Below are 14,305 nucleotides of genomic sequence, written 5' to 3'. Positions count from 1 at the left end.
TAGGCGCCTATATCGCCATTGCTGCGCGGTATCCGCAACCCCCAACCGCGTAAAGGCATCCGGGCTATTTGTCTTCCAGCACTCGCACCCTTCGGTACTTTGCGCAAGAATGTCGACCATTCACACCTGCCTAGGAAGCCCCCATGAATGTAATCACCACCGACCTGCCCGGTGTCCTGATCATCGAACCGAAGGTGTTTGGTGACGAGCGCGGTTTTTTCTACGAGAGCTTCAATGCCAAAGCGTTTCAGGACGCCACCGGTCTGGACACGCAGTTCGTCCAGGACAACCACTCGCGCTCGCAAAAAGGCGTGTTGCGCGGCCTGCACTACCAGTTGCAAAACACCCAAGGCAAACTGGTCCGCGTGACCGTCGGTGAAGTGCTGGATGTGGCCGTGGACATTCGCCGCAGCTCGCCGCATTTCGGCAAATCCGTAGCAGTACGTCTTTCTGCCGACAATCATCGTCAACTGTGGGTACCGGAAGGTTTCGCCCATGGTTTCGTGGTGCTGAGCGAGTTCGCCGAATTCCTCTACAAGACCACCAACTACTACGACCCATCGTCCGAGCGCAGCATTCGCTGGGATGACCCCGCTCTGGGCATCGACTGGCAGCTGGACGAAGCACCGCAGCTGTCCGCCAAGGATCAGGCCGCAGCACTGCTCAAGGACGCTGACGTCTTCGCCTGAGCCTAGGCATAATGCGCCTGTCACCTCAGGCGCATCAGCTCATGAAACCAACCCTTCCCCCCAGACCTCGCTGGCGCAGCCTCGCCCTGCTGGCCCTGTGTCTGGCGCCGCTGCTGTGGCCGCTGGAACATCTCGCCGAGCGCTATTACCGCAGCGAACTGGCCGGGCAGAACCGCCAGACCCTCGATCTGTACGTCGCCAACCTGCTGGGCACCCTGCACCGCTACGAAGTGTTGCCACAGATTCTCGGCGACCTGCCGGCCCTGCGCTCGGTACTCGGCGCGCCGGACGACGGCGTCACCCAAGGCAATGCCAACCGCCTGCTGAAGAACATCGCCGCGCAGACTGGCGCCGAAGTGATGTACCTGATGGACACCAGCGGCCAGACACTGGCGGCGTCGAACTGGGACAAGCACGACAGTTTTGTCGGCCGCAATTTTTCGTTCCGCCCCTACTTCAGCGAAGCCATGGCCGGACGTCTCGGGCGCTTCTTCGGCCTCGGCACCACCTCGGCCAAACGCGGATACTTCTTCGCCGCCGCCGTGCGCAACGGCGAAAAAATCATCGGCGTGCTGGTGATCAAGGTTGACCTCGACCACACCGAAAGCCTCTGGGGCAAAACCCCGGAACAACTGTTGGTCACTGACCACAACGGCGTGGTCATCCTCACCTCGCGCCCGGAATGGCGCTTCCGCTCGACCCGTGACTTGAGCGACAGCGAACGCTCAGCGATCGCCGCCATTCAGCCCTACCCGACCCGCGAACCGCGACCGCTGCACCTCAGCCCCAGCGCGTGGCTGATCCAGACCCACGACATCGCCGAAACCGGCTGGAGCGTGAGCATCCTCGCCCCGCGCACGCTGATCGACCGCCCGGTGCGCACGGTAGTGGCCATCGGCGGCGCCACACTGTTGGTGCTGATGTTGTTGCTCGGCCTGATGATGCAGCGCCGCCGCCATTATCTGGAACGTATTGCGTTCGAGGCCAAGGCACGCCGTGAACTGGAAGGTCGCGTGGCGGAACGCACCAGCGATCTCGAGGGCCTCAACCGGCGTTTGAAGGAAGAAGTTCTGGAGCGTGAGCAAGCCCAGCAAGAACTCGTGCGCGCCCAGGATGATCTGGTCCAGGCCGGCAAGCTGTCGGCGCTGGGGACGATGTCAGCGAGCATCAGCCACGAACTCAATCAGCCGCTGGCGGCGATCCGCAGCTACGCGGAAAACGCTGAAGTGCTGCTCGATCATCAGCGCACTGACGATGCGCGCGGTAACCTCAAACTGATCAGCGAACTGACCGGGCGCATGGCCTCGATCATCGCCCACTTGCGCGCCTTTGCCCGCCGCGATCGCCACGCCCCGGAAAGCGTTGCCCTGCAACCGGCACTCGACGATGCCTTGGCGCTGCTGGCCAAACGTCGCCGCAGCATGGAAGTCGAACTGATCCGCGACCTGCCCGCCGCTACCCTGTGGGTCGAGGCCGGCGAAACGCGCCTGCGTCAGGTGCTCGGCAATCTGCTGGCCAACGCGCTCGATGCCCTCACCGAAAAAGGCCCGCCACGCAAACTGTGGTTGAGTGCCGAATCCACCGCCGAAGGCGTCAATCTGTACATTCGCGACAACGGCCCGGGCTTTTGCATGGAAGCCCTCGGCCGCGCCAGCGAGCCCTTCTACACCACCAAGACCCGCACTCAGGGCTTGGGTCTGGGGCTGGCAATCTGTGAAACGCTGATGCGCGCCTTCGGCGGTGAACTGTCGTTCGCCAACCACAAGCAAGGTGGCGCCTTGATTACCCTGCGACTGCGCGCCGGTGCGCCCGGGGTCAGCCTGCAACCGTCCGAGGATCGAAGTGCATGACCATCGACAATCGCATTCAGGTGGTGTTGATCGACGACGATCCGCACCTGCGTCAGGCCCTCGGCCAGACCCTGGATCTGGCTGGTCTGAAAATTTTGCCGCTGTCCGAAGCCAAGGGCCTGGCCGCACAGCTTGAGCGTGACTGGCCGGGGGTGGTGGTCAGCGACATCCGCATGCCGGGCATGGACGGTCTGGAGTTGCTCAGCGAATTGCACGCGCAGGATCCAGAACTGCCGGTGTTGCTGATCACCGGCCACGGCGACGTGCCGCTAGCAGTGCAGGCCATGCGCGCCGGCGCCTATGACTTTCTCGAAAAACCTTTCGCCAGCGATGCGCTGCTCGACAGCGTGCGTCGCGCGCTGGCCCTGCGCCGACTGGTGCTGGACAACCGCAGCCTGCGCCTGGCCCTCAGCGACCGCAATGAACTGAGCGCGCGACTGGTTGGCCATTCGACGCCGATGCTGCGTCTGCGTGAACAGATCGGCGCGCTGGCCGCGACCAAGGCTGACGTGCTGATTCTCGGCGAAACCGGCGCTGGCAAAGAAGTCGTAGCCCGAGCGCTGCACGACCTATCGAGCCGCCGTAACGGCCCGTTCGTGGCGATCAACGCCGGTGCACTGGCCGAGTCGGTGGTGGAAAGCGAACTGTTCGGCCACGAACCCGGCGCGTTCACCGGTGCGCAAAAACGCCGGATCGGCAAATTCGAATTCGCCAATGGCGGCACGCTGTTTCTCGATGAAATCGAGAGCATGAGCATGGACGTGCAGGTGAAACTGCTGCGCATGCTGCAGGAGCGCGTGGTCGAACGGCTGGGCGGCAATCAACTGATCCCGCTGGACATCCGCGTGATCGCTGCGACCAAGGAAGACCTGCGCCAGGCCGCCGATCAGGGTCGCTTCCGCGCCGACTTGTATTACCGCCTCAACGTTGCGCCACTGCGCATTCCGCCACTGCGCGAACGCGGCGAAGATGCGCTGGTACTGTTCCAGCATTACGCCGATGAAGCCAGCGCCCGCCACGGCCTGCCGCCACACGAACTGCAACCGGCACAACGTGCCTTGCTGCTGCGCCACACCTGGCCGGGCAACGTGCGCGAACTGCAGAATGCCGCCGAACGTTTCGCCCTTGGCCTGGAACTGGCGCTGGATAACAGCGGCACTGAAGGCACTGGCAGCAGCACTGTCGAAGTCATCAACGGTGGCCTCAGCGAGCAAGTGGAAAATTTCGAGAAGTCGTTGATTGCCGCTGAACTGGCGCGCTCCCACAGTTCGGTGCGCAGCCTCGCCGAAGCCTTGGGCATTCCGCGCAAGACCCTGCATGACAAGTTGCGCAAGCATGGCCTCAACTTTGGCGACAGCAGCCATGGGGACGAGAACGAATGAGTACAGACAGTCGCTATCTGGAGTCGGTCCTGCATCACGACATTCCCTTGACTCGGGACATGGGGTTGAAGGTGCTCGACTGGCATGAACAGCAGTTGAGTCTGCATCTGCCACTCGAGCCGAACGTCAATCACAAGAGCACCATGTTCGGCGGCAGCCTTTACTGCGGCGCGGTGCTGGCCGGTTGGGGCTGGTTGCATTTGCGTCTGAAAGAAGAAGGCATTACCGATGGGCACATCGTGATTCAGGAGGGGCAGATCAGTTATCCGCTTCCTGTAACCGGCGATGCCGTGGCGATGTGTCCGGCGCCGGATGCGGCGGTGTGGAAGAAGTTTCTGGCGATGTATCGGCGTTATGGGCGGGCGCGGTTGACGCTCAATACACGGATCGTCAATGCGGGTAGCGATGAGGATGCCGTGAGGTTTACCGGGCAGTACGTTTTGCACCGCTGAAAAATCAAAAGCCCCTCACCCTAACCCTCTCCCAGAGGGAGAGGGGACTGACCGAGGTGTCTGGCGTTGTACATCGACCTGAAAGACCGCAGCGATTATGGTTACAGCAAACCTCGACCAGGTTGGCGCTAGTCTCCAATATCCCTCGTTCGGCTCCCTCTCCTGGGGGAGAGGGCTGGGGTGAGGGGATGCCGGATCAGTCGACTTAACCCCGAGCCAACTCCAACAATCTGGAACGCCACGCCGCCTTCGCCGGCAGCGCCAAAAAGAACTCATTGCGTAGCGATTCCCGCGCCGGATAACAGAACGCTTCCCCGCGCAGATCCAACACCTCACCGCCCGCACCTTCCAGCACGCCCTGCGCCGCCGCCGTGTCCCACTGCGAAGTCGGCGCCAGTCGCGGATAGCAATCCGCCACGCCTTCCGCCACCAGGCAAAATTTCAGCGAGCTGCCAATATTCGCCAATTGCAACTCGCCCAGGCTCGCATTCAGCCCGGCCAGCAGACGCTCCTGCTCGGGACTCGAATGACGACGGCTGGCGACCACGGTAAACGCCTCGCCCGGCCCCGGCACATCACGCACCTGAATCGCAACCGGCGTGCCGTCCTTGTCGCAGCGCCACGCACCAAGCCCGGCACCTCCGACGTAATAACGACCATTGGTCGGCATCGACACCACGCCAAACACCACGCGACCGTTTTCGATCAGCGCAATATTCACAGTGAACTCTTCGCTACCGCTGATGAACTCCTTGGTGCCATCCAGCGGATCCACCAACCACCAGCGCTGCCAGCCGGCGCGTACGCTCTGGGGGATGTTGGCGTCTTCTTCCGACAACACCGGAATGCTCGGATCCAGCGCCGTCAGCCCGGCGAGAATCAGGTGATGCGCGGCCAGATCCGCCGCCGTCACGGGCGAGTCATCGGATTTGGCAGTGACTTCAACGCCGGAACGCCAGAACGGCAAAATCGCCTCGCCGGCCTGCAATGCCAGCTCAACGACCGGCGCCATTAACGGGTGGGGAAATGTCATCGAAATCTCACTCATGCTGGAAAGAACCCGCGCTCGGTCAGCAGATCGCGGGTCAGATACAGTGCAGCCAATGCACGGCCTTCGGAAAACTGGGGATTGAGCGCCAGCGACGACAATTCGCGCAGGTTCACCTTATCGACGCGCATCGGCTCGGGCTCGTCGCCTTCCAGCCGCTCTTCGTACAAATCGGTAGCCAGAACGACCTGGATCTTCTGGCTCATGTAACCGGGCGACAGCGACAGCTCGGTCAGGTGCTCCAGTTGTCGCGCGCCAAATCCGGCCTCTTCCTTGAGTTCCCGCTCGGCAGCCGCCAACACATCTTCACCAGGCTCGATCAGGCCTTTGGGCAGGGACAACTCATATTCGTCGGTGCCGCCGCAATACTCTTCGACCAACACCGCGTGTTCGGCATCCAACATCGCCACGATCATCACCGCGCCGTAGCCCGCACCTTTGCCGACCAGACGCTCGTAAGTGCGTTCCACGCCATTGGAAAAGCGCAGCTTGAGTTCTTCGACGCAAAACAGACGGCTGGTGGCGACGATCTCGCGGGCAAGTACGGTGGGTTTCTGGCGCATGCAAAGCTCCTTGGCGTGAACGCGCTACTATAACGCGGCTTTCCCGATTGTTTATGTCGGATATCTTTCTACCGTTCGAGACGTTGCCATGCCTTCATTACCGTGGTCCGACATCGATACCGTTCTGCTGGACATGGACGGCACGCTGCTGGATCTGCACTTCGACAATCATTTCTGGCTGGAACATCTGCCGCAGCGCTACGCCGAACTGCACGGGGTCAGCCGGGCCATGGCCGAGATGGAATTGCAGCCGTTGTTCGAACGCCACGCTGGCCAGTTGCAGTGGTACTGCCTGGATTTCTGGAGTGCCGAACTGAAGTTATCGGTACGCGAACTGAAACTGGAAACCGCGCACCTGATCGCCTTGCGGCCGGATGCCGACACCTTTCTGGAAGCGATCAAACGCGCCGGTAAGCGGGTAATCATGATCACCAACGCGCACCGCGATTCACTGTCGCTGAAGCTTGAGCGGATTGAGCTGGCGCCGTACTTCGAGCGGCTGATCAGCTCTCACGATTACGGTTATCCCAAGGAGAACCCGCAGTTCTGGGATGCCTTGCAGGCGGACATCGGCTTTGATCCAGCGCGCAGTCTGTTTATCGACGATACCTTGCCGATTCTGCGCAGTGCGCGGGATTTTGGTGTGGCGCATTTGTTGGCGGTGAAAGAGCCGGACAGCCGCAAGGGGCCGAAGGACACGGCTGAGTTTGCGGCGGTTGAGGATTATCGGGATTTGATTGGCGGACTTTGATACCGAGTTGCCCCATTCGCGAGCAGGCTCGCTCCCACATTGGAATGCGATCCAATGTGGGAGCGAGCCTGCTCCGGGCGGCGTTCCGACGAAGGCGTTTTATCGGGTTACTCAGGAATACGCAGCGTCTGCCCCGGATAGATTTTGTTCACATCCTTGAGCATCGGTTTGTTGGCTTCGAAAATTTTCTGATACTTGTTGGCATCCCCATACACACGCAGAGAAATCGCGCTAAGGGTGTCACCAGACTTGACCACCACAAACTGCGCAGCCGTCACAACCGGGCCGGTCACGGTGATCTGATCATCCACGCTGCCAACACCGGCAATATTGCCCACAGCCAACAGAATTTTCTCTTTCTCCTCCTGACTCGCGACTTCACCGGTGACAGTCACTTTGTCGCCATCCACCGTCGCCTGCACATTCGGATTGCCCAGACCGACCTTGCTGATGTGTTCCTTCAACTGCTCACTGGCATTGGCGTTACCCGGGGTCAGAAGATCGAGCAGCTTTTCACCGGCTTCTTTCACAAAACTTAAAAGACTCATCGTGGTTCTCTCCATGGAATAAAGGATCAGTCGTCCAAGCCTAGACCACCTCAGACAAACCCGGTTCCAAGCCGACCAATGACCCTGCCACCGCGCAAGCGGTAGAATCCCCCACCCCTGCCAGCGCCCGGAGCGAAGATGGACATCAAGCAGCTGAAATTCCTCATCGCCCTCGACGAAACCCGCCACTTCGGCCAGGCCGCCGCGCGTTGCCATATCACCCAGCCAACGCTGTCGATGCGCCTGCGCAGTCTTGAAGAAGAACTCGACCTGCCACTGGTCAACCGTGGCCAGCGTTTCGAAGGTTTCACCGCGCCGGGCGAGCGCGTGCTGGCGTGGGCACGTTCGGTGATGGCGGCGTATGACGGTTTGCACGCGGAAGCGGCGGCGTGTCGCGGCAATCTGATCGGCACGCTGAGGCTGGGCGTGGTGCCGCTGTCGAGTTTCGATCCGCTGCCGTTGATGCAACGCCTGCACAGCGCCCACCCGAATTTGCGCTTTGAAATGTCGGCGCTGAGTTCCGAGCAGATCCTTGAACATTTGGCGAACAACCGCATCGATCTCGGCGTGTCCTATCTCGATCGTCTCGATAACGAGCGCTTCGAATCCCTGGCCTTCAGTGAAACGCGCATGGGCCTGCTCTACGATCAGCGCTCATTCACTTTTGGCGACGACCCGTTGAGTTGGCAGTCGCTGATTGAACTGCCGCTGGGCATGCTCACCAGCGGCATGCATTTTCGTCAGTCCATCGACCACAACTTCCACAGCCGCGGCCTGACTCCACAACCGTTGCTACAAACCGATGCCGTGCATCAATTGTTACAAGCCGTGCACGGCGGTTTTTGCTGCGCGATCATGCCGCTAGAGGGTGGCCTGGAAAAACTCACCGATCACCTGCGCCTGCAACCGATCGAAGACGCCCAGACCCTCGCTCCGCTGGGCTTGATCATGCGTCGCGGCGCCCCACGTTCCGCGCTGGCGGAAGCCTGTTTCGCGCTGTATCGGGAATCACCAACAGTCTCTTGATCGACGGCATCTATCGATAGATCGACACTAGCGATTAGACGCGACAACTTGCCGCGCCTAGTCTTAACGTTGATCAAACCGTCGGTGATGCCATGAACGCCAAGCGCCCAGCCTGCGCGGCGCCAGCACTCGAAACGCCCGCGCCAGCCGCCAGCCAGACCTACAGTTACAGCGATATACCCCGTGAGGAATCGGCCAGCACCGCGCTGGCCGAGGAAGTCGCGTTGGCGATCGCCTACAACGGCATCAGTCAGGCAGTGATGCTGGTGACGCCGACCGACCTTGAAGATTTCATCGTCGGCTTCAGCCTCGGCAGCGGCATCATCATCGATGCCACCGACATCTATGACCTGCAATTGACCGGCGCCGGCTCCGCGCAATATGCGCAAGTGACCATCGCCAATCGCGCCTTCTGGAATCTCAAGCAACAACGTCGACAAATGGCCGGCACCAGCGGTTGCGGATTGTGCGGTGTTGAAGCGGTGGAACAGGCGCTGCCTGATCTCAAAGTTCTGCCCGGGGCTCCGCTACCACCGATCGAATGGCTCGACGGTCTGCGTCAGCGCATCGGGGCTTTTCAGCCGCTCGGTCAACATTGCGGCGCGGTGCACGCGGCGGTGTTCATGAACGCCAGCGGCGAATTGCTGCTCGGCCGCGAAGACATCGGCCGGCATAACGCCCTCGACAAGCTGATCGGCGGACTGATCCGCCAGAATATAGCCACAGACGGCGGACTGGCGATTGTCACCAGCCGTTGCAGTCTCGAATTGATCCAGAAAGTCTTGCGTGCCGGCATCCAGACGCTGGTCAGCCTGTCCGCGCCCACGGGCCTTGCCGTGCAATGGGCCCGTCGACACAACCTCAATCTCATCCACCTGCCGCAGAAAAGTGCGCCGCGGGTGTACAGCCCCGCGATGGAGAATCAAGCGTGAGCCAACATCATCAAGCCGACCAGAAACCTGTCCCGCGCTATAAGCCTTACAAAGGTGCCGCCGGCGGCTGGGGTGCCCTGATCAGTGTGGCTCAGGCCTGGTTGACCAGCGACAACGCGCTGAAGAACCTGCGCATGATGCTCAAGACCAATCAGAACGGCGGCTTCGACTGCCCGGGTTGCGCGTGGGGCGACTCGCCGGAAAGCGGCATGGTCAAGTTCTGCGAGAACGGCGCAAAAGCGGTGAACTGGGAAGCGACCAAGCGCCGCGTGGACGCCAAGTTCTTCGCCAAACACAGCGTCACTTCGCTGCTGGAGCAGAGCGACTACTGGCTCGAGTATCAGGGTCGTCTGACCGAGCCGATGGTCTACGACGCCGAAACCGATCGCTACAAACCGATCAGTTGGGACGACGCTTACACGCTGATTGCCAAGCACCTGCAAAGCCTGCCGAGCCCGGATCTGGCCGAGTTCTATACCTCCGGTCGCGCCAGCAACGAGGCGGCGTACCTGTATCAGCTGTTCGTGCGCGCTTACGGCACCAACAATTTCCCTGACTGCTCGAACATGTGCCACGAGGCCAGCGGTGTGGCGTTGGCGCAAAGTGTCGGCGTCGGCAAAGGCACAGTGACCTTTGACGATTTCGAACACGCCGATGCGATTTTCGTCTGGGGCCAGAACCCGGGCACCAACCACCCGCGCATGCTCGAACCGTTGCGTGAAGCGGTGAAGCGCGGCGCCCAAGTGGTGTGCATTAACCCGTTGAAAGAGCGGGGCCTGGAACGCTTCCAGCACCCGCAACACCCGATCGAAATGCTCACCAACGGCGACAAACCGACCAACACTGCGTATTTCCGCCCGGCACTTGGCGGTGACATGGCGCTGCTGCGCGGCATGGCCAAGTTCCTCCTGCAGTGGGAGCGCGATGCGCAGAAGGCTGGCGAACCTGCTGTGTTCGATCACGACTTCCTCAACGCCCACAGCGCCAATGTGCTGGAGTACCTCGGTGTCGTCGACGACACGCCGTGGGAACAGATCGTCGAGCAATCCGGCCTGACCCTCGTAGAAATCGAGCAAGCGGCGCGCATGTACGCCAAAGGCAAGAACGTGATCATGTGCTGGGCGATGGGCATCACCCAGCATCGCCATTCAGTACCGACCATCCAGGAAATCGCCAACCTGATGCTGCTGCGCGGCAACATCGGTAAACCCGGTGCGGGTCTGTGTCCGGTGCGCGGCCACAGTAACGTGCAGGGCGACCGCACGATGGGCATCAACGAGCGTCCGCCGGTGGCGTTCCTTGATTCGCTGGAACGACGCTTCCAGTTCAAGGTGCCGCGTCATAACGGCCACAACGTGGTCGAGGCGATCCATGCGATGGCCGAGGGACGCGCCAAAGTCTTTATCGGTCTGGGCGGCAACTTCGCGCAAGCGACGCCAGACAGCCCGCGCACGTTCGCAGCACTGAGCAATTGCGACCTGACCGTGCAGATCAGCACCAAACTCAACCGCAGCCACCTCGCTCACGGTAAAGACGCGCTGATCCTGCCGTGCCTCGGTCGGACCGACATCGACATCCAGACCGAAGGCCCGCAAGCGGTCACCGTGGAAGACTCGTTCAGCATGGTTCACGCCTCCAACGGTCAGTTGCAGCCACTGTCGAACCAGATGCGCTCGGAGCCGTCGATCATCGCCGGCATCGCCGCCGCCACACTGGGCAGCAAACCTGTGGACTGGAACTGGCTGGTGGCCGACTACGGGCGCATCCGCGAACTGATCGCCGACACCATTCCCAACTTCAAAGAGTTCAACGAGAAGATCAAAAACCCGGGCGGTTTTTACCTCGGCAACAGCGCGGGCGCACGCAAGTGGAACACGCCGTCGGGCCGAGCCAACTTCCGCGCGAACATGTTGCCGAAAGATCTGGTGCACGAACGCACGCGCGCGACCGGACAGCTGCCGGATCTGATTCTGCAATCGATGCGCTCCCACGATCAGTACAACACCACGATTTATGGTCTCGACGATCGTTATCGCGGGGTCAAAGGCCAGCGTGATGTGCTGTTCGCCAACGAGGCGGACATCATTCGTCTGGGCTTCCGGCCGGGGCAGAAGGCTGACATTGTTTCGATATGGGACGATGGTCGTGAGCGTCGAGTGAAAGGCTTCACGCTGCTCGCGTTTGATATTCCGGCGGGGCAGGCAGCGGCTTATTACCCGGAAGTGAATCCGCTGGTGCCGCTGGAAAGCACTGGGGATGGTAGTCATACGCCGACGTCGAAGTTCATTGCGATTCGGCTGGAAGCGGCGAGTGAGACTGGGTTGATCATGGCCAAGTCTGCTTAACGCGGCGCTTGAATCGACCCCTTCGCGAGCAGGCTCGCTCCCACATTGGACGGCATTTCAAATGTGGGAGCGAGCCTGCTCGCGAAGACATTGGTTCAGACATTGCCTTTCTAAGATCAAACACTTTTCAAACGCCCACAAAAAAGGCCGCTTTTTCACAAAAGCGGCCTGTCCGAAGTAGCTAAAGACCGGCGAAAATCGGTTAAGTTCCGGTGAAAAAACAGCAACTTGCAAAATTGTATACAAGTCGTGTTATTCGTCGGATTTCGATTGTCACGCGTGTTACACAGCCTCAGGATCGGCGCCGTCATCCCTTTGAGGCTCCTCTATGAAGTTCTCCTCGATTCTCTTGTTGTCCCTTGGCCTGGTCAGTGGTTTCGCATCTGCAGGCGGCACTACCGAAGCAGGTGTGGGCGGCGCATTGGGCGGGGTTCTTGGCTCGGTCGTCGGTCAGTCCTTAGGCGGCAATACAGGTTCCACCATCGGCGCAGCCCTGGGCGGCGCGGGTGGTAGTGCGGTCGGCGCCGACAAACGCAGCCGTGGCGAAGCCGCCATCGGTGGTGCATTGGGCGCGGCAGGCGGTAACGTGGTTGGCCGCAGCATGGGCGGCACCACCGGCAGCCTGATCGGCTCCGCCGCAGGTGGCGGCGCCGGCGGCGCGCTGGGCAACTACATGGGCAACAAGAGCGATGACGACGATCGTCATTACGATCGCGGTCGTGATCGTGACCGTGGTTATTACCGCGACCGTCACCCGGGCCGCGGCCACGCTTACGGCCACCGCAAGCATCACAAGTACCATCGCGACTGAGGCCTCAAACACCTCGCTGGCCGGTAAAGCAAAATCGCAGCCCAAGGGCTGCGATTTTTTTTTGCCGTTACACCACCAGGTATTCCAGTGCCTGCCGCAGTTCGGCAGGAATCGGCACCGGCTGATTACTCGCCCGATCGACGAATACGTGAACGAAGCGCCCTGCCGCACAAGCCTCACTTTCCCCCACCTTGAACACCGCCAATTCGTACTGCACCGAACTGTTGCCCAACTTGCCGACCCGCAGACCGATCTCGATCAGGTCCGGAAAGGCGATTGAAGCGAAGTAATCACACGCCGAACTGACCACAAACCCCACCACCTCGCCGTCATGGATGTCCAGACCGCCCACCTGTATCAGGTAAGTGTTCACCGCCGTATCGAAGAAGCTGTAATAGGTGACGTTGTTGACGTGACCGTAGGCGTCGTTGTCGTGCCAGCGCGTGGTGATGGGCTGAAAGTGTGGGTAGTCGGTGCGTTGAGGGGTGGACATGGTTGTGCTGGTTCTCTTGTTTTTTCAGTGAGGGCGCTTGCCCTCACCCTAACCCTCTCACAGAGGTAGAGGGGACTGACCGAGGTGTTCTCTCGAAATACACCGACCTGAACTGCCGAGCCGTTTCGGGAGGGCTGGGGTGAGGGGGTAAGATTTTGACTTCAACACTAATCCTGAGCAAACCGCCGACCCTGCGCCGCCAACTCACCAATCAACCGCGCCGGTTTCCACTGATCGCCCTGCCGCGTCTCCAGCGCCAGCAAGCGCTGATGAATAGCCGCCAGCCCTTGCTGATCCGCCCAGGCCATCGGCCCACCCTTGTCCGCCGGGAAGCCATAGCCGTTCAGATACACCAGATCGATATCGTGCGCCGACTCGGCAATGCCCTCCTGCAAAATCTTCGCGCCTTCGTTAACCAGTGCCAGCAGACAACGCTCCAGAATCTCCTCCGGGCCGATCTCCCAGCGCTGGAAGCCCAGCCCTTCGCTGACCTGCAATACCAGCGCATCGACCTCAGGATCATGCTCAGCCTGACGACTGCCCGGCTCGTAATGGTAATAGCCATTGCCGGACTTCTGCCCAAACCGACCCAACTCGCATAACCGGTTATCCACCTGTACCTCCGGCGCCTCCTGACCCTTGCCGGCCAATTCGCGCGCACGCCACTCCAGATCGATGCCGACCACGTCGTACATGCGAAACGGCCCCATGGCAAAACCAAAACCTTGCAGCGCCGCGTCGACCTGCTGTGGATAAGCGCCTTCAAGCAACATCTTGCGCGCCTCCAGCACATACGGGTGCAACATGCGATTGCCGATAAACCCGTGGCAATTGCCCGACACCACGCTGACCTTGCCCATGCGTATGCCCAGCGCCAGCGCTGCTTCCAGAGCGGCCGGCGAAGTCTGCGCGCCGCGCACGATTTCCAGCAGTTTCATGATGTGCGCCGGGCTGAAGAAATGCAGACCCAGCACTTGCTCCGGGCGCCGGGTCGCCGCGGCAATGGCATCAATATCCAGCGCCGAGGTATTGCTCGCCAACAGCGCCTCAGGCTTGAGCAAACCATCTAGCTCACGAAAGATCTTCTGCTTCAGCTCAAGATTCTCGTACACCGCCTCGATCACCAGATCGACATTGCGAATCGCTGCATAATCCGCCGCCGCACTGACCCGAGCAATACGTGCATCCGCCTCGGCCTGATCAATTCGGCCTTGGCGCACGTTATGTGCATAAGTCTCGGCCACGGTGGCGAGCGCCTGCTCAAGCATCTGTGGATTGTTATCCACCCACTGCACGCTCACGCCGGCATTGGCCAGGCACATGACAATGCCACGGCCCATGGTGCCCGCACCGATCACGGCGGCCTGCTGAATATCGAAGGATGTCTGGCTCATGTTGTTCTCTTGTTGGCGATC

General features: G+C 60.7%; 14 protein-coding genes. 9 read left to right on the top strand and 5 right to left on the bottom strand.

Annotated elements, in window-relative coordinates; genetic code table 11:
• Positions 1-143: 143 nt before the first annotated feature.
• From rfbC to ACRRSD_RS16780, 4 genes are read left to right on the top strand one after another with little or no spacing between them, the layout of a single operon-like run.
• Positions 144-689 (top strand): dTDP-4-dehydrorhamnose 3,5-epimerase, encoded by a 546-nt coding sequence (gene rfbC, locus ACRRSD_RS16795; RefSeq protein WP_435034353.1) that lies wholly within the window; start codon positions 144-146, stop codon positions 687-689.
• A gap of 41 nt (positions 690-730) precedes the next feature.
• Positions 731-2,539: a sensor histidine kinase gene (locus ACRRSD_RS16790; RefSeq protein ID WP_435034352.1), complete on the top strand. Its 1,809-nt coding sequence runs from the start codon at positions 731-733 to the stop codon at positions 2,537-2,539.
• Positions 2,536-3,921, top strand: a complete 1,386-nt coding sequence (locus ACRRSD_RS16785; protein ID WP_435034351.1) for a sigma-54-dependent transcriptional regulator — start codon at positions 2,536-2,538, stop codon at positions 3,919-3,921. The genes ACRRSD_RS16790 and ACRRSD_RS16785 overlap by 4 nt, the downstream gene beginning before the upstream one ends.
• Complete coding sequence (locus ACRRSD_RS16780) at positions 3,918-4,373, top strand: YiiD C-terminal domain-containing protein (protein ID WP_435034350.1); 456 nt, start codon at positions 3,918-3,920, stop codon at positions 4,371-4,373. The genes ACRRSD_RS16785 and ACRRSD_RS16780 overlap by 4 nt, the downstream gene beginning before the upstream one ends.
• A 205-nt stretch (positions 4,374-4,578) precedes the next feature.
• On the opposite strand, the gene cysQ is transcribed toward ACRRSD_RS16780, so the two are convergent.
• Positions 4,579-5,406 carry a 3'(2'),5'-bisphosphate nucleotidase CysQ gene (gene cysQ, locus ACRRSD_RS16775; RefSeq protein ID WP_435034349.1) on the bottom strand — a complete coding sequence of 276 codons (828 nt, stop codon included), beginning with the start codon at positions 5,404-5,406 and terminating at the stop codon, positions 4,579-4,581.
• Between the two features lie 11 nt (positions 5,407-5,417).
• Positions 5,418-5,984 carry an ADP compounds hydrolase NudE gene (gene nudE, locus ACRRSD_RS16770; RefSeq protein WP_034151897.1) on the bottom strand — a complete coding sequence of 189 codons (567 nt, stop codon included), beginning with the start codon at positions 5,982-5,984 and terminating at the stop codon, positions 5,418-5,420.
• Positions 5,985-6,072: 88 nt separating this feature from the next.
• Between nudE and yrfG the strand changes: the two genes are divergently transcribed.
• Positions 6,073-6,735, top strand: a complete 663-nt coding sequence (gene yrfG, locus ACRRSD_RS16765; protein WP_397480802.1) for a GMP/IMP nucleotidase — start codon at positions 6,073-6,075, stop codon at positions 6,733-6,735.
• Between the two features lie 107 nt (positions 6,736-6,842).
• Here yrfG and lysM read toward each other — a convergent pair whose 3' ends face one another.
• Positions 6,843-7,283 (bottom strand): peptidoglycan-binding protein LysM, encoded by a 441-nt coding sequence (gene lysM / locus ACRRSD_RS16760; protein ID WP_435034348.1) that lies wholly within the window; start codon positions 7,281-7,283, stop codon positions 6,843-6,845.
• Between the two features lie 138 nt (positions 7,284-7,421).
• Here lysM and ACRRSD_RS16755 point away from each other — a divergent pair, with 138 nt between their 5' ends.
• The 4 genes from ACRRSD_RS16755 to ACRRSD_RS16740 all read left to right on the top strand — a co-directional run bounded on the left by ACRRSD_RS16755 (position 7,422) and on the right by ACRRSD_RS16740 (position 12,397).
• Entirely contained in the window at positions 7,422-8,309 is an 888-nt protein-coding gene (locus ACRRSD_RS16755; RefSeq protein ID WP_435034347.1) for a LysR family transcriptional regulator, read from the top strand.
• 92 nt (positions 8,310-8,401) lie between these two features.
• Complete coding sequence (gene fdhD / locus ACRRSD_RS16750; RefSeq protein WP_435034346.1) at positions 8,402-9,241, top strand: formate dehydrogenase accessory sulfurtransferase FdhD; 840 nt, start codon at positions 8,402-8,404, stop codon at positions 9,239-9,241.
• The gene (locus ACRRSD_RS16745; RefSeq protein ID WP_095120807.1) at positions 9,238-11,586 is read left to right on the top strand and encodes an FdhF/YdeP family oxidoreductase; all 2,349 of its coding nucleotides are present in this window, start codon (positions 9,238-9,240) and stop codon (positions 11,584-11,586) included. The genes fdhD and ACRRSD_RS16745 overlap by 4 nt, the downstream gene beginning before the upstream one ends.
• 328 nt (positions 11,587-11,914) lie before the next feature.
• Positions 11,915-12,397, top strand: a complete 483-nt coding sequence (locus ACRRSD_RS16740) for a glycine zipper domain-containing protein (protein WP_095120808.1) — start codon at positions 11,915-11,917, stop codon at positions 12,395-12,397.
• Positions 12,398-12,464: 67 nt separating this feature from the next.
• On the opposite strand, the gene ACRRSD_RS16735 is transcribed toward ACRRSD_RS16740, so the two are convergent.
• Together ACRRSD_RS16735 and ACRRSD_RS16730 are read right to left on the bottom strand one after the other, a co-directional pair.
• The gene (locus ACRRSD_RS16735; RefSeq protein ID WP_093429993.1) at positions 12,465-12,890 is read right to left on the bottom strand and encodes an acyl-CoA thioesterase; all 426 of its coding nucleotides are present in this window, start codon (positions 12,888-12,890) and stop codon (positions 12,465-12,467) included.
• A gap of 167 nt (positions 12,891-13,057) precedes the next feature.
• On the bottom strand, positions 13,058-14,284 hold the full coding sequence (locus tag ACRRSD_RS16730) for a 3-hydroxyacyl-CoA dehydrogenase NAD-binding domain-containing protein (RefSeq protein WP_435034345.1): 1,227 nt from the start codon (positions 14,282-14,284) through the stop codon (positions 13,058-13,060).
• Positions 14,285-14,305: the final 21 nt, after the last annotated feature.

It is taken from the genome of Pseudomonas neuropathica (assembly GCF_051174785.1).
In the GTDB taxonomy this organism is placed as follows: domain Bacteria; phylum Pseudomonadota; class Gammaproteobacteria; order Pseudomonadales; family Pseudomonadaceae; genus Aquipseudomonas; species Aquipseudomonas neuropathica_A.
This window is presented reverse-complemented; position numbering and strand designations above follow the sequence as displayed.